The 15521-nt window shown below is 72.6% G+C and carries 11 protein-coding genes; 4 read left to right on the plus strand and 7 right to left on the minus strand.

What is annotated here, in order from left to right; translation table 11 throughout:
* Positions 1–10 precede the first annotated feature (10 nt).
* The 3 genes from AB0G50_RS09075 to AB0G50_RS09085 all read right to left on the minus strand — a co-directional run bounded on the left by AB0G50_RS09075 (position 11) and on the right by AB0G50_RS09085 (position 2542).
* Positions 11–769: a GntR family transcriptional regulator gene (locus tag AB0G50_RS09075; RefSeq protein WP_360104118.1), complete on the minus strand. Its 759-nt coding sequence runs from the start codon at positions 767–769 to the stop codon at positions 11–13.
* Between the two features lie 34 nt (positions 770–803).
* Positions 804–1961 carry a metallophosphoesterase gene (locus AB0G50_RS09080; RefSeq protein ID WP_360104121.1) on the minus strand — a complete coding sequence of 386 codons (1158 nt, stop codon included), beginning with the start codon at positions 1959–1961 and terminating at the stop codon, positions 804–806.
* Between the two features lie 62 nt (positions 1962–2023).
* On the minus strand, positions 2024–2542 hold the full coding sequence (locus AB0G50_RS09085) for a helix-turn-helix domain-containing protein (RefSeq protein ID WP_360104124.1): 519 nt from the start codon (positions 2540–2542) through the stop codon (positions 2024–2026).
* A gap of 93 nt (positions 2543–2635) precedes the next feature.
* On the opposite strand from AB0G50_RS09085, the gene AB0G50_RS09090 reads away from it, so the two are divergent.
* Entirely contained in the window at positions 2636–4405 is a 1770-nt protein-coding gene (locus AB0G50_RS09090) for a prolyl oligopeptidase family serine peptidase (protein ID WP_360104127.1), read from the plus strand.
* A gap of 43 nt (positions 4406–4448) precedes the next feature.
* Here AB0G50_RS09090 and AB0G50_RS09095 read toward each other — a convergent pair whose 3' ends face one another.
* Both AB0G50_RS09095 and AB0G50_RS09100 read right to left on the minus strand, forming a co-directional pair.
* Complete coding sequence (locus AB0G50_RS09095; protein WP_360104130.1) at positions 4449–4874, minus strand: DoxX family protein; 426 nt, start codon at positions 4872–4874, stop codon at positions 4449–4451.
* Position 4875: 1 nt separating this feature from the next.
* Positions 4876–6525, minus strand: coding sequence for a heme peroxidase family protein (locus tag AB0G50_RS09100; protein ID WP_360104133.1), 1650 nt, complete (start codon positions 6523–6525; stop codon positions 4876–4878).
* Between the two features lie 264 nt (positions 6526–6789).
* On the opposite strand from AB0G50_RS09100, the gene AB0G50_RS09105 reads away from it, so the two are divergent.
* The 3 genes from AB0G50_RS09105 to AB0G50_RS09115 are packed head-to-tail and all read left to right on the plus strand — an operon-like array spanning position 6790 to position 9775.
* The gene (locus AB0G50_RS09105) at positions 6790–7770 is read left to right on the plus strand and encodes an efflux RND transporter periplasmic adaptor subunit (protein WP_360104136.1); all 981 of its coding nucleotides are present in this window, start codon (positions 6790–6792) and stop codon (positions 7768–7770) included.
* Entirely contained in the window at positions 7767–8471 is a 705-nt protein-coding gene (locus AB0G50_RS09110) for an ABC transporter ATP-binding protein (protein WP_360104139.1), read from the plus strand. Before AB0G50_RS09105 ends, AB0G50_RS09110 begins: the two co-directional genes overlap by 4 nt.
* On the plus strand, positions 8468–9775 hold the full coding sequence (locus tag AB0G50_RS09115; protein WP_360104142.1) for an ABC transporter permease: 1308 nt from the start codon (positions 8468–8470) through the stop codon (positions 9773–9775). The genes AB0G50_RS09110 and AB0G50_RS09115 overlap by 4 nt, the downstream gene beginning before the upstream one ends.
* Before the next feature lie 405 nt (positions 9776–10180).
* Here the strand turns inward: AB0G50_RS09115 and AB0G50_RS09120 are convergent, their stop codons facing one another.
* Both AB0G50_RS09120 and AB0G50_RS09125 read right to left on the minus strand, forming a co-directional pair.
* Positions 10181–11434 (minus strand): M1 family metallopeptidase, encoded by a 1254-nt coding sequence (locus AB0G50_RS09120; protein WP_360104145.1) that lies wholly within the window; start codon positions 11432–11434, stop codon positions 10181–10183.
* The gene (locus tag AB0G50_RS09125) at positions 11431–15213 is read right to left on the minus strand and encodes a Pls/PosA family non-ribosomal peptide synthetase (protein WP_360104148.1); all 3783 of its coding nucleotides are present in this window, start codon (positions 15211–15213) and stop codon (positions 11431–11433) included. The genes AB0G50_RS09120 and AB0G50_RS09125 overlap by 4 nt, the downstream gene beginning before the upstream one ends.
* Between the last annotated feature and the right edge of the window lie 308 nt (positions 15214–15521).

The raw sequence follows: 15521 nt of genomic DNA on the forward strand, positions 1-15521 counted from the left end.
CGGGCCGCGCCTAGTGCTGCACGTGGGTGATGACCTCGTACCGGTCGGCCCGGTAGATCGACCGGCCGGTTTCGACCACGACGCCCTCGGGGTCGCGCGGGATGCCCTCGATCACGAAGCACGGCTGGTTGCGCGGGATGTCGAGCACCTTGGCCTCCTCCGGTTCCGGCAGCACGGCCGAGATCCGGGCCCGGGTGCTCGCGATGCGCACGTTCCAGCGCTGCGCCAACTCCCGGTACAGCGACCGGTTCTCCCACTCCAGCTCGCCGATGCCGGGGAAGCGGTCGACCGACAGGTGGGTGCGCTCCAACGCCATCGGCACGCCGTCCGCGGTCCGCAACCGCACCAGGCGCAGCAGGGGGCTGCCCGGCCGCACCTCCAGCTGGTCGGCCAACCGGGGCGTCGCGGGTTCCACGACGGTGCTGACCACGCGGGCGCCCGGGATCATGCCCTTCTGCCGCGCGTAGTCGCTGAACGAGGTCACGAGGTCCACCTGTGCCACCTTGAGCTCGGCGACGAACGTGCCGTGCCTCGGTCGGCGGACGACCACCCCGTCGGCCGCGAGCCGGTCGAGTTCCTGGCGCACGGTCATCCGCGCCACGCCGTACCGCTCGGCGAGCACCCGCTCCGACGGCAGCAGCACGCCAGGACCGAGCTCGTTGACCAACGCCTCCAGGAATTCGCGCAGTTGACCGCCCTTGGGACGGCCGACCGCGAGTTCCGCCGGCATCGCCGTCGTCGGTGGCAGCCCGTGCTTGGTGCGCGACACAGGCCCCAGTATCTACGAGCGGGGCCCTCGTGGGTCAGCCGGCGCGCAAGGTGAGCAAGGAGATCTCACTGGGTGCGAACACGCGCAGTGGCGGACCCCAGAAACCCGCGCCCCGACTGGTGTAGAGCGCGGTCCGCTCGCCGTGCCTGCTCAACCCCGCGACCACGGGCTGCTGGAGCCGCACCAGGTAGTGGAACGGCCAGATCTGGCCGCCGTGCGTGTGCCCGGACAACTGGAGGTCCACTCCGGACCGCACGGCCTTGCCGACCTCGCTCGGCTGGTGCGCCAACAACACCACGGCGTCGTCGGGTCGCACGCCCTCCAGCGCGGCCGCGAGGTCCGCGCCGTGACCCTGTTCGCCGGACGAGGCTCCGGTGACGTCGTCCACGCCCGCGAACACCAACCGCGCGGCGCCGCGTTCGAGCACCCGGTGCTGGTTGTGCAGGCTCGTCCAGCCCAGGCCGGCCATGTGCTCGAGCCACGCCTGCGCGTTGCCCAGGTACTCGTGGTTGCCCGACACGTAGAACCGGTGCGCGGCGCGGACGTCGGCCAGCGGCGCGGCCTGCCCACCGCGTTGCGCGGGCGTGCCGTCGGCCAGGTCGCCCGCGTGCACCACCACGTCCGGGTTCAGCGCGTTGACCGCGTCGACGGTGCCGCGCGACCACTTCGTCCGGTCGATCGGGCCGTAGTGGGTGTCGGCCAGCACCGCGACGGTCAGCCCGTCGAACGCCGGGTCCAGCCGCGGCAGCACCACGTCGACCCGCTTCACCCGCGGGATCCGCCGGGCCTCGGCGACGCCGTAGGCCACCAGCACGACCACGATCGCCAACAGCAGCACCGCGACCAGCCGCGCCCGGAACGGGTTCTCCACCCCGGCGAGCGCCAGCACGCCCCGCAGCACGTCGGTCACGAGAGTCCACGCGAACAGCACCCACACCACGCCCAGCAGCGGGTAGGCGACCCGGGCCGCGCGGTCCGAGTGCCGGTAGACCACGAGCAGCACCGGCAGCGCGATCCAGCCGGCCGCGAACACCACGGTGCCCAGGAGCACCACCGGCCACGGCCACTGCGCGCCCGGCGCGATCAACCCGAAGTAGGGCACGGCGAACAGCAGCGTGGACACGAGCGCGAGCACGCCGATGAACACGACCCGCCTGCGCACGGGTGGGCGGGCCGGTGCGGCGGTGGACATGGCGACTCCTCGTTCGGGTACTGGGCGTGGCAACGGCCGCGACCTCGGAAATGTTCCCGCGGCTAGTCCTTCCGGGCGCCGAGCGACCACAGGTAGCTCAGCGGCTCGCCGTCCGGCTCCGCGCGGGCGGAGAACTCCTCGACCAGGTCCAGCAGCCGCCGGCTCAGCTCGGCCTGCGCCCGCGGGCCAAGCCGCAGCGCGCCCCGCCGGGAGTCCCGGAACGCCTCCGGTCCGGCCTCCAGCAGTTCGGCCCGGTGCGCCGCGAGCAGCGCGAGGTCCACCCGCTGCACGAGCCCCTCGCCCTCGTCCTCCAGCCCCAGCCGCCAGGTCCGGCGGGTCGACCGGTAGGGCCGCTCGAGCGCGCCGCGGGCGCCGCTGCGCACCGGCTGGGCGACCAGGAAGTCGTGCTTCACCAGCGCCCGGACGTGCCGCAGCGCGGTCGCGGGTGCCACGTCGAGCCGGTCGGCCAACTCGCGGTTGGTCAACTCCTGGTGGGCGCACAGCCGCAGGATGCGCCAGCGCAGGGGGTGGGCCAGCGCCTTCAGCTCCTCGACGGTCGCGGTGCGGGGTGGTTCGTCCACGGGCGGAAGGCTAGCCCAGCGGCGGTTGCGGCGCCGGTCATCGTTTTGGTTCACTGAAATCGATTGCACATGGTGAAATCACTGGGGGCTTCCATGATCGACTTCGAGTGGCTGTCCGGGGCGGACCCCTCGCCCGACGGCACCGACGTGGTGTACCTGGGCGATCGGACGGGTCGGCCGCAGCCGTGGTTGCTCGGCGGGCGGCACGTGCCGGTCGACGGCGCGGTGCGGCGGTGCGTGTGGCACCCCGGCGGTGGGCGGCTGCTGGTGCTGGTCGACCCGGACGGCCGCGAGGACCACCGGCTCGGCGAGGTCGACCTGGCGTCCGGCGAGGTCGAGTGGTTGACGCCCGAGCACGGCGTGCGCGTCGAGATCGGCGTACCGCACGGGCACTGCGGCCGGCCGTACAGCGAGGACGGCGCGCTGCTGGCGTACGCGAGCAACGCCCGCGACCCCGGCGTGTTCGACGTGGTGGTGCGCGACCTCGGGACCGGCGTCGAGCGGACCGTGCTGCCCGGCGACGACCGCTACCTGCCGATCGCGTTCTCGCCGGACTCCCGGCTGCTGCTCGTGCTGCGGCTGCACCAGAACACCGAGCACGACCTGTTCGTGTGCGACCTGGTCGACGGCACCACCCGCGACATCACCGGGCGCACCGGACCGGACAAGTACCTGCCGGTGGCCTGGACACCCGACTCCTCCGGCGTCTACGTGTGCACCACGCGCGGCCGCGACTACACCGGTCTGGCCGAGTTGTCCCTGACCGGCGAGCTGACCTGGGTCGACACCCCGGACACCGACGTCGAGGGCGCGGCCTTCGCCGACGGCCGGCTCGCCTGGGGCATCCACGAGGACGGCTACACCCGGCTGCGCTGGACCGACGTCGGCTCGGGCGTGGTGCACGAGGTCGGCTGCCTGCCGCCCGGCGTGTCGGTGAGCGAGTTCGGCCTCGACGGCCACGAACTCCGGTTCACCGCGACCGGCGAACTGCTCGTGCTGCTGGGCCGCCCGGACGCGGCCGCCGAGCTGTACCTGGTCGACCTCGACGCGGACACCGCGCGCCGGCTCACCTCGAGCGGCGAGCGGCTGTCGGTCGACCCGTTCCTGCTGCGGCGGTGCCGGGTGCGCGCCGACGACGGCGCGCTGCTGGCCGGTCTGCTGTACAAACCCCTGCGCGCCAACGGTTCCCTGGTGGTGACCATCCACGGTGGACCGGAGGTGCGGGCACAGCCGAAGTACGACCCGCTGGTGCACGCCCTGCTGGCGCGCGGCATCGGCGTGCTGGCGCCGGACATCCGCGGCTCGTCCGGCTACGGCCTGCGCTTCCAGCGGGCGATCTACCGGGACTGGGGCGGTGTCGACCTGGCCGACCTCGCCGCGTTCGTCCGCGCGCTGGCCGAGGTCGACTGGGTCGACCCGACCAGGCTCGGCGTGCACGGCGCGTCCTACGGCGGGTTCGCCGCGCTGTCCTGCCTGAGCAGGCAACCCGGGTCGTGGCGCGCCGGTGTGAGCGAGTGCGGCCCGTCGGACCTGGTGAGCGACCTGCGCGCGTTCCCGCCGACGTGGCGCAGCCGAGGCAAGGCCTGGATCGGCGACCTGGACGACCCGGCCGACGTCGCGCGGCTGGAAGACCGCAGCCCGCTGCGCAACGCCCACCGCGTCACCGCGCCGCTGCTCCTGCTGCACGGGGAGAACGACACCAACGTCGCCCCCGAGGAGTCCGAGCGGATGTACAAGCGGCTCAAGGAACTCGGCCGACCCGTCAGCCTGGTCGAGCACCCCGGCGTCGGCCACGGCCTCGACCCCGCCGCCTTCGACCGGACCGTCGAGCTGGTCACCGGCTGGTTCGCCGAACACCTGTAGAACGAGCGGGAGGGGACGTCCCCCACGGACGCCCCCTCCCGTCTCACCGGGTTTCCGGCTCGCGCGTCAGCACCGCCAGTGCGCAGATCAGCACCAGGTTCTTCAGCACGAACTCCCCGCTCGCGGTCAGCAGCAACGGGTTGCCGCCGACCACCACCATCCCGGGCGCCTGGAGGAACACCAGGAACGTGCCCACGAGGTGCGCCGCCGCCACGGTCAGCGCCGGCCCGCGGAAACGGCCCCACACCAGCACGAGCCCGAGGGCGATCTCGAACCAGCCGAGCGCCGGCAGCAGGAATCCGCCGGGCACGAACGGCAGCGTCGCCTTCACCAGTTCCGCCACCGGCGACTCGCCGATGACCTTCAGCAGTCCGAACCAGACGAACACCAGCCCGATGGCCCACCGCAGCGCGGGCATCGCGTACCGGTCGAGCACCCTGGTCCGCCGGACGGCGACGTCGGTCGCCACGTCAGTCGCCCAATGGGTTCAGCAGGTCCGCCTTGCCCTCGAAGGCGAACAGCAGCAGGTCGGTCATCCGGAACGTCTCCGAGTCCGGCCCGAACTCCGGACGCCACCACGGTTCCCGCACGATCGACGTGCGGCTGCCCTCGATCGCGCGGTGGAACACCTCGGCGACGATCCGGCCGCCGACGGCGCCCAGCCTGCCGCCGTTGAACTCCGCCTCGCGCAGGACGTAGACCCACAGCGGGGTGTCGGTCGCCACGGCGTCCCTCTGCTCGTCGGTGAGCCCGTCGAAGGACGCGCCGCCGTTGCCGCGCAGGATCTCCTCCGCGGTCAGCGGCTCGACCCCGAGCAGCTCCGCCATCTGCTGACCGGTCGCCAGGCGCACCATCGACGCCCGGGTCAGGTTGCGGAAGGCGAGGTTGCGCTGGATGTCCGTGGTCGTGGTCCCCCGACCGCCGAACGTGCCGGCCGGCAGGTTCACCAGCGGGTCGACCAGCAGCGAGTCGATCCGCTTGGCCACGTTGCCGCCGCCCGCCTCGGCGGGCGGCGCGAGGTCCGGGCGGTCCGCCTCGGTGAAGTCGAACAACCGGCGGAAGTCCGCGATCCAGTTGGTCGGCAACCGGTCGAAGGCGCCCGAGTTCGGGTCGTCCAGCTCGGGAACGCCCGAGCCGGGGCTGAAGTTGCCGCTGGTGCCGGTGAACGTGAACAGCAGCAGGAGCGTGGCGATCCCGCCGGGACCCGTGCTGTTGAACACCCGGTTCCACTGGTACACGTCGCGGATCATGCTGTGCCCCAGGCGGAACGCGGCCACCGAGAACTCCAGCGGCATCGTCGGTACCCGGCCGTGACCCGGCGCCTCGAAGAACTTCCGGCCGTTCGCGAACACGTCGTCCACGATCGCCGGGTCCACGATCCGCGGCAGGTAGTCGTGCCGCAGCATCCACTGGTAGTGCCGCACGACCTGCGCCCGCGCGGTGGTGAACAGGCGGTGCCCGCTCAGGCCCTTGAAACCGGACTCGGCGACGACGCGGTTGTGGAACCTGATGAAGGCGAGGTGGGTTTGCGCCACCACCAGGTTCTCGTCGTTGCGCAGGTCCGGGATCAACGGCTGCCTGCGGTCCGCGGCGGTGACGCCGGTGCCGGACCTGGGCAGGTCGAAACCCTCCAGGTCCACGTTGACCCGGTCGTCCGGGAACGTGGTGGCCAGGCTGGTGCCGACCTTGAGCTGCACGCCGTCCGCCGCGTAGAAGACCCGGTCGGCGGGGTCGAGCGGGCCCCTGCCGTAGAGCGAGTCCAGGTCGAGCGCGGGCGAGCGGCCCTGCATCAGGTCGTCCAGGTTCACATCCTCACCGAGCTGCGACTCGGTGCGGTCCATGGTCAGGTCGTGGTCCACGAACTGGCCGAGGTAGGTGAACCCGGCCGGGATGGCCGGGTCGGCCGAATCGGGCTGGCCGCCTGCCGCCGTGACGGCCTTGGCGAGCGCGGTCCGGGTGGCCTCGTCGAGCTGCGGACCCTCGGGGCCGAGCCGGGAGAACCGGAACCGACGCAATTCCTCGACCGTGAGCGGCTGCCGGACGGCCGGCCCACCCTCGCGGTCGAATTCGAGAACTCCCTCGCCCACCACGAAGAAGCTGCTGTTGCCGTGTTGTTTCACCGAAGACTCCCCCAAGCCTCTCAACCGAGGCGACGGCCTTCCCCTGGGCGCCGCTCTCATCTCCACAAGTACCACGAAACGGACGCTGGATACGTCCTTCGGCGGTAGACAGTGAAAATCGCCCGTGGTAACGCTTCCACGCCATCCGACGGGGAATCGTCTTTGAGTGCAACCCGGACCCGGCGCCGGGCGTCGTGTGGGTAGGTTGACCGAAATCTGAGCACGATCCCGCGCGCGCGGGATTTCCAAATGGGGGGACCATTGGTGTCCGGACGACTATTGGTGTGCGCGTCGGCCTTCGCGCTGACCGCGTGCAGCGCGCAGAGCGGCCCGGAGGCCGATCCCGCGCTCGCGCCGCGTGGCACGACGATGACGACGGCGAAGCCGACCAGGCAGGACCTGTCGAACAAGGTGTCGCTGACCGGCACGGTGTCGATGGACCCGGTGTTCGGGCTCACCGCGCCGGTCGCGGGCCAGATCCGCTACTGGGACGTGCCGAAGGCGAACGGCACGCCGACGTACGCGACCCGCGCCGCCACCGTGTGGGTGGACGACGTCCCGTACTACGTGGACGTTCCCGCCGGCTCCACGTTCGAGGGCAGGCTGGTCGCGGACCGCTCGACGGTCACCGCCGGCATGCCGATCGTGTCGGCCCGGTACTCGGGCTACGCGCTCGTCGGCGTCGTCGGCTCCGCCCAGGCCTACAAGCTCACCGAGGGGCAGCCGAAGGTCCAGGCGCAGGTGAAGAACGGGCCCGGCCCGTTCGCGTGCGCGCCGCTCGGCACGATCGCCGCGCTGCCCGCGGGCACCGTGCCGGTGCCGACGCCGGACAAGAAGGACGAGAAGAAGGACGAGGACGCGCCGGCGGCCACCACCACCGCCCAGGAACCCCAGGGCCAGACCGGTTCCACCGGGTCCGAGGCCACCGGGCTGCGGCTGATCTGCACGCCGCCCGCCGACGTGAGGATGGTCAACGGCGCCGAGGCGACCCTGGAGGTGGTGACCGCGACGGTGCAGAACGCGCTCGTGGTGCCGGTCGAGGCGGTCGCGGGCGGCCAGGGCAAGGGGAAGGTCGACGTGCTCGACCCGAACGGCGTCCGGCAGACCCGCGACGTGGTGCTGGGGTTGACCGACGGCAAGGTGGTCGAGGTCAAGTCCGGTCTCACCGGCGAGGAGACACTGGCCGTGCCGGGGCCGAACCTGCCCGCGGGCGCCGAGCCGAAGCAGGACGGTCCCGGGAAATGACCCCACTGCTCCGACTCACCGGCGTCACCAAGACGCTGAAGGGGCAGGACGAGCCGCGCACCATCCTCTCCGGCGTCGACCTGACCGTCCACAGTGGAGACAGCGTTGCCATCCTCGGCCGCTCCGGTTCGGGCAAGAGCACGCTGCTGAGCCTGATCGGGCTGTTCGACCGACCCGACGGCGGCCAGTACCTGCTGGGGGAGCGGGACATCACCCGGATTCCCGAACGGCGGGCCGCCGCGCTGCGCAGCGCCGAGTTCGGGTTCGTGTTCCAGCGCTTCTTCCTGCTCAAGCACCTCACCGCGGCGCAGAACGTGGCCATGGCGCTGGTGAACGGCCAGGGCTGGCTGCCGCGCCGCAAGCGCAAGGCCAAGGTGATGGCCGCGCTCGAGCGCGTCGGCGTCGCGCACCTGGCCAAGCACCGGCCACCCCGGCTGTCCGGCGGTGAGCAGCAGCGGGTGGCGATCGCCCGCGCGCTGGTCCGCGAACCCCGGATCCTGCTCGCCGACGAGCCGACCGGCGCGCTCGACGCGGAGACCGGCAACCTGGTGGTCGAGGTGCTGCGGTCGACCACCGACGTGGGCTGCGGGCTGGTCCTCGTCACCCACGACCAGGACCACGCGGCGAAGATGGGTCGCGTGCTGCGGTTGTCCGAGGGCACGCTGCACCCCGTGTCGGTGTCCGGGCAGGTGTACGCGTGATCGGGTTCTCCGGGCGGTTCCGCTCCGCGCTGGTGATCGGCGGCCAGGGCATCAGGTCGCGCAAGCTGCGCACGTTCCTGTCCATGATCAGCCTGTTCCTCGGCGTGCTCGCGGTCGTGGTGGTGCAGGCGGGCGCGGAGATCGCGCAACGCGCCCTGCTGACCGACGTCGAGCTGTCCGTCGGCAAGGACGGCACCCGCGAGCTCTACCTGTCGGCGCAGAACGGCGCCGTGTCCACCACGCTGGAGACGTTGCGCGGGCGGTCCGACGCGGTCGCCACGACCAGCGTCCAGGTGATCATCGGCGAACCCGGCGTGCGACCGGTCAACGAGGGCGGCGGCCCGATCGACCAGCCCGGGTACAGCGGTCCGCAGATGGTGTGCGACGAGAACGGCTGCCAGAAGGTGGTCGACCCGAACGCGGACGCGCCGCAGGGTCAGGCGGTCGAGCTGTCGCTGCGCGGCCTGACCGGCGACATCCGCCCGTTCCGCCCGTTCCGGCCGTCGATGGGCCGCTGGCTCGAGTTCGGCGGCGAGCCCTCGCTGTCGCCGGGCCTGGTGCTGAACAAGGAGGCGGCGAAGGCGTTCCTGCGCTACCAGGTGCCCGCCGAGATGCGGATCAAGGGCGCCACCGCGAACCCGACACCGCGCATCCTGGGCGTCGTGGACGACGGCGACTACCAACCCGCCGCGTACACGCGCATCGACGAACTCCTGAACTGGATGCCCGCCGACCAGCTGGCCGACGGCAGTCGCGGCCCGGGCCTGGACGTCCGCTTCGCGGCGACGGCGTCGGACACCGAGCAGTTGCTGATCGCCAAGCTGGCCGGCGCCGGCTACCCGCGCGAGCAGCTGGCCGTCCGCACCATCGACTCGCTGGAGCAGATGGCGGGCCAGTTGGCGCTGATGCGCTGGCTGTTCCTCGGCATGGCGGCGTTGGTGCTGCTGATCGGCGTGGCGGGCATCCTGAACGTGGGCCTGGCGACAGTGGGCGAACGCGTGGAGGAGTTCGCGCTACGCCGGGCCGTCGGAACCTCCAGAATGCTCCTGGCGGGCATCGTCCTGGCCGAAACCCTCCTGACCGGCCTGCTCACCGCGGCCGCCGCGATCGGCGTGGGAGCCGTGGGCCTACCCCTGGCGATCAGCATGGTGGGCAACAGGTTCCCGTCCCTGATCGGCACCCAGTTCCCCTGGCAGGCAGGCGTGGCAGGCGTGGCCGCGGGCCTCCTGGCCGGCATCCTCGGCGGCCTGATCCCCGCCCTGCGCGCGGCCAGGATCCCGATCGCCACGGTGATGCGCGCCTAGCCGACCCGCCGTTCCCCCGCCACCCCCTGCCCGCCGCGCGGCCCGCCAGACCTGTCGGTGCTCCCGCCGGCCGTGTCGGTGCTCCCGCCGGACCTGTCGGTGCTCCCGCCAAAACTGTCGGTGCCTCGTGGGACAATGGAAGCGGGGGCCGGAGGCCACAGGCCGGTCGCCCACACGGGCGACCGGCCTGCGCACAACACCCCGCGAAACCGCCGCTCGACGCCCCGAACCGCCCGCCACCCGCCCGGAACCACCCGTCGCGCCCGGCGCCATCCGCAAGCCACCGCGCAAGCCGCCGCGCAGGCCGCCCCGAAACCAGGCCACCGCGCGGGCCGAGCTCAAGACACCGGCCGGTCACCCGAAAGCCTGACATCAGGCCACCACCCGGGCGAAGCCGAAAACCGCTTACGCCGGCAGCCGGGTCTCCTGCAACCACGCGTGGAACAGCGGCGCCAGCGGCGTGTCGGTGTGCCGCTGCGCCAGCAGCACGAAGTCCGCCGTCGTCGCCGTGCCGTGCCGGTGGGTCCGGGTCCACTCGCGCAGCACAGCGAAGAAAGCGTGGTCCCCCAACACCTGCCGCACCGCGTGCACGGTCAACGCGCCCCGCTTGTACACCCGGTCGTCGAACATGTCCGCCACCCCGGGATCACCGATCCGCAGGTCCTGCGGCTCCCGCGCCAGCCGCGCCCGCGTCCGCGCCGCGATCACCGCCGCCGGGTCGCCACCGGAGTTCTCCGACCACAACCACTCGGCGTAGCAGGCGAACCCCTCGTTCAGCCAGATGTCCCGCCACTGCGCCAACCCGACGCTGTTGCCGAACCACTGGTGCGCCAACTCGTGCGCCACCAACCGCTCGAACGACCGCCGCCCGTCCGCGTGGTTCGACCCGAACACGGACATGCCCTGCGCCTCGACCGGCACCTCGAGCTCGTCCTCGGTCACCACCACGTGGTACTCGGCGAACGGGTACGGCCCGAACAGCTCCTCGAACAGCGCCATCATCCGCGGCTGCCGGGCGAAGTCGTGCTCCACCCGCCGAGCGAGGCTCGACGGGAACACCACGTCCTGCCCGACGGACAGCGGAAAGCGCTCGTACTGTCCGATTTGGACGGACGCCAGGTAGGTCGCCATCGGCTCGCGCTGCTCGTACACCCAGCGCGTGGTCGACCCGCCGGTGCGCCCGTCCACCAGCAACCCGTTGGCCACCACGGTGTACTGCGACGGCGCGGTCACCGCGATCCGGTACGGAGCCTTGTCCCGCACCAGGTCGTTGCACGGGAACCACGACGGCGCGCCCACCGGCTGGCTCGCCACCAGCGCGCCGTCGGACAGCTGCTCCCAGCCCAGCTCGCCCCAGTGCCGCGTGCGCACCGGCCGCGCGATGCCCGCGTACCGCACCTCGACCTCGTGCCGGCCGCGGAACCGACCGCGCAGCCGCAACTTCCCGCCACCGTGCGCGTACCGGACGTCCCGGCCGTCGACCAGCACGCGGTTCACCGTCAGCGGCCCGAAGTCCAGCTCCAGGTCGGGCCCACCGACCACTGCGGTGAGCCGGGCCCGGCCGGCGAGCCGACCGGACAGCGGCTTGTACTCCAGGTCGAGGTCGTAGTGCTCGACGCGCAGGCGCGTGCTGCCGTGCGTGGGGAGGTACGGGGTCATCGCCACGCGGAGATCGGGTTGCCCAGCCAGCGGCTGCCGGCGGGCACCTGCTCGCCCCGCATCACCAGCGACGCCGGGCCGACCGTGGTGTGCGCGCCGATCGTCGCGCCCGGCAGCACAATCCCGTGCGGCCCGAGCGTGCCGCCCTCCGCGACCGCCACCTCGTCCATCCGCAGGATCCGGTCGTGGAACAGGTGCGTCTGCACGACGCAGCCCCGGTTCACCGTCGCGCCGTCGCCGAGCGTCACCAGGTCCGACTCGGGGAACCAGTGCGACTCGATCCACGTGCCGCGGCCGACCTTCGCGCCCAGCGACCGCAGCCACACGCCCATCACCGGCGAGCCGCCCGCCGAGCCCACCAGCCACGGCACGGCCAGCACCTCGACGAACGTGTCCGCCAACTCGTTGCGCCACACGAAACCGCTCCACAGCGGGTACTCGCGGGTGCGGAACCGCCCCACCAGCACCCACTTCGCCAGCGCCGCCACCGCGCACGCCAGCACGCCCGCGCCCAGCAGCACGACGCCGGCCAGCAGCGGTGCCCAGAAACCCAGCGCCCGCAACGTGAACAGCACCGCGACGACCAGCGCCACGTGCCCCATCACCGGCACGATCCGGCACAGCTCGACCAGCGCCCGCGCGACGACGAGCCGCTTGGGCGGGTCGAACGTCCGGCTCTGGTCGCCCTCCTCGGCCGCGCGCGGCAGCTTCATCGGCGGCATGCCCAGGTACGAGTCGCCGGCCTTGGCGCCCTTCGGCGTCGCCGACAGCACACCGACCAGACCGCGCTTCGGCACGCTGCGACCCGGCGCGGTCATCCCGGAGTTGCCCAGGAACGCCCGCTTGCCGACCCGCGCGGAGCCGATCCGCAACCAGCCGCCGCCCAGCTCGTAGGTGCCGACCATGGTGTCGTCGGCGAGGAACGCGCCGTCGTCCACCCGTGCCATCTTCGGCAGCGCCACCACCGTCGAGGCCTCGACGCCGCGGCCGACCCGCATGCCGAGCGCCCGCAGCCACACCGGCGTGAACAGACTGGCGTACAAGGGGAACAGCGTGGTGCGCGCGGTGTTCATCAACCGCTCGGTCGTCCAGGCCTGCCAGGCGACCCGGCTGTGCACCGGGTACGTGCCCGCGCGCAGCCCGATGCCCAGCAGCCGCACCGAGATCAGCACCAGCAGCGCGTAGGTGCCCAGGTACGCCACGGTTGCCAGCGGCACCGCGAGCAACGCGCTGGACAGCGTCAGCGGACGCGACACGACCACCAGCAGCGCGGGCAGCGCGGAGAGCGCCGGCAGCAACCCGAGCGCGGACGTCGTGACGCTGTAGACGAACTTCCACCACCCGGACCGACCCGGACGCACGGTGGACCGGGACGCCTTGCCGGACCGCGCCGCGGGTACACCCGACCAGCGCTGGCCGGTCGGCACCGAGCCCGTGACACCGGAACCCGGCGCCACCTCGGCCCGCTTGCCGATCCGCGCGCCCGGCAGCAGCGTGCTGCGCGCGCCGATCGTGGCGCCCGCGCCGACCCGGATCTTGCCGACGTGCACCACGTCGCCGTCGACCCACGTGCCGGACAGGTCCACCTCGGGCTCGATCGCCGCGCCGCGGCCCAGCTTCAGCAGGCCGGTGACCGGCGGCAGCGAGTGCAGGTCGACGTCCGCGCCGACCTTCGCGCCCAGCGCGCGGGCATAGGTGGTGATCCACGAGCCGGACAGGTTCGTCGCGCCGCTGTACTCGGCCAGCTTCTCGGCCGTCCACAGTCGCAAGTGGACACTCCCGCCGCGCGGGTACCGGCCGGGCTTGAGGCCGCGCAGCAGCACCCGCGCGCCACCGGCCGCGATCGCGACCTTGCCGGGCGGGCTCACGAACAGCAGCCAGCCGGCCGCGACCCACCACCAGGACACCGGCGCGGCCAGGTGCAGCACGTTGGACAGCGCGGCGAGCGCGACCGTCCAGCGCAACCCGACCAGCGTCATCAGCGGCGCCAGCAACAACGTCTGCACGAGCGTCGCGCGCCGAGGGGTCGGCGCGACCGAGCGGCTGGGCGCGTCGTGCGCGGCCAGCTCGTCCAGCCGGGCGGCCAGCGTCTCCAGCGTCGGGTGCTGGTAGATGTCGCTCACCGAGCCGCTCGGGTACTCCGCGCGGATCAGCGACACCAGCCTGGCCGCGGCGAGACTGCCGCCGCCCGCGCCGAAGAAGTCCGTCGCCGGGTCGGTGATCCGCGAGCCCAGCACCTCGCCCCACTGCTCGGCGAGCCACGCCTGGGTGCCCGCGAGTTCGGAGACCTCGTCGTCGGAGGCGGTCGCGAGCGGCCACGGGAGGGCGTTGCGGTCCACCTTGCCGGACGTGCGGGTGGGCAGCGTGTCGACCAGGGCCAGCAACGGAACCAGGGCGGACGGCAGCGCGGAGCGCAGCGTCGTCAACGCCTCCTGGCGGTCGAAACCGTCCTGCGCCACCAGGTAGCCGACGAGGATCTGGTTGCCGCCCGCCGTGGTGCGGACCGCGGCCGCCGCGCCCGCCACGTTCGGCAGCGCCTGCAACGCGGCGTCGACCTCGCCCAGCTCGATCCGCCGCCCGCCGAGCTTGACCTGCTCGTCGGTGCGGCCCAGGAACACCAGGCCCTCCGCGTCGGCGCGCACGAGGTCGCCGCTGCGGTACGCGCGGTCCCACCCCAGCGACGCCAGCGGCGCGTACTTCTCCGCGTCCTTGACCGGGTCCAGGTACCGGGCGAGCCCGACGCCGCCGATGACGAGTTCGCCGGTGCCGCCGAGGTCGACCGGCTCGCCCTGGGCGTCCACGACGGCGAGTTCCCAGCCGTCCAGCGGCAACCCGATGCGCACCGGGCCCTCGCCGGTCATCCGCGCGGCGCACGCCACGACGGTGGCCTCGGTGGGGCCGTAGGTGTTCCAGACCTCGCGACCGTCGACCGCCAGCCGCTCGGCCAGCTCGGGCGGGCACGCCTCGCCGCCGAAGATGAGCAGCCGCACGTCGTCCAGCGCGTCCACCGGCCACAGCGCGGCCAGCGTCGGCACCGTCGACACCACGGTGATCTCGTGCTCGACCAGCCACGGGCCGAGGTCGAAACCGGTGCGCACCAACGACCTCGGCGCGGGCACCAGGCACGCGCCGTTGCGCCAGGCCAGCCACATCTCCTCGCAGGAGGCGTCGAACGCGACCGACAGGCCCGCGAGCACGCGGTCGTCGGCGGCGATCGGGTCGTCCGCGAGGAACAGGCGCGCCTCGGCGTCCACGAACGCGGCGGCGGAGCGGTGGGACACGGCGACGCCCTTGGGCTTGCCGGTCGAACCGGAGGTGAAGATGATCCACGCGTCGTCGTCGGGGGAGGGCCGGTCGCCCAGGCCCAGCGGCGTGCCGACGACGGTCAGCTCGGGCGTGAGCACCGCGCACACGGCGGCCTCGCCGAACACCAGGTCGGCGCGCTCCTGCGGGTCCTCGGCGTCCACCGGCACGTAGGCCGCGCCGGCCGCGAGCACGGCGAGGATCGCGATGTAGAGGTCGACGGTGCCGGAGGCGATCCGGACACCGACCCGGTCGCCGACGCCGATGCCGTGCGCGAGGAGTTCCTCGCGGCGCGACTCGACGCGGTCGAGCAGGGCGCGGTAGTCGAGGGACGTGGAGCCGTCGTCGAGCGCGGCGGCGTGCGGGTGGCGCCGAGCGGTGTCGGCGACCACGTCGACCAGGGTCCGCGGCGCGGCGGCGCGTCCGGAGTGGAAGACAGCGGAGAGTGAGATCGAGGTATCGGCGGCGACGGTCAACGGCGCGTACCGGTGGAACGGGACAACATGGCGGTCCTCCGAGTTCGGGAAGCAGCTGCTCCACCCCGGCGGGGACCGGCCAAGCAGCCTGGGCGTTCGCACCGCGAACAAGCCGAACAGTGACTTTACCGGTGATTAACCCGGTAGTCGCCTCAACGAGACGCAAGGTGCGGGACCTCACAGTGGGTAACGAACCCCTTGTGCTGCCACGAAAGAGGCAAGATCACCTGAACGGGCGACCCACGACTGGGCCAAATTGCCGTGTACGACCGGGTCTTGACCGCGACCAGGGTGGAGGGCTTACACCT

It is taken from the genome of Actinosynnema sp. NPDC020468, from assembly GCF_040642015.1.
GTDB lineage: Bacteria > Actinomycetota > Actinomycetes > Mycobacteriales > Pseudonocardiaceae > Actinosynnema.

Bases quoted from the DNA above. Each gene is read 5' to 3' on its own strand.
- AB0G50_RS09080 (WP_360104121.1), bottom strand. From the start codon at position 1,961: ATGTCCACCGCCGCACCGGCCCGCCCACCCGTGCGCAGGCGGGTCGTG.
- AB0G50_RS09090 (WP_360104127.1), top strand. From the start codon at position 2,636: ATGATCGACTTCGAGTGGCTGTCCGGGGCGGACCCCTCGCCCGACGGC.
- AB0G50_RS09110 (WP_360104139.1), top strand. From the start codon at position 7,767: ATGACCCCACTGCTCCGACTCACCGGCGTCACCAAGACGCTGAAGGGG.
- AB0G50_RS09120 (WP_360104145.1), bottom strand. From the start codon at position 11,434: ATGACCCCGTACCTCCCCACGCACGGCAGCACGCGCCTGCGCGTCGAG.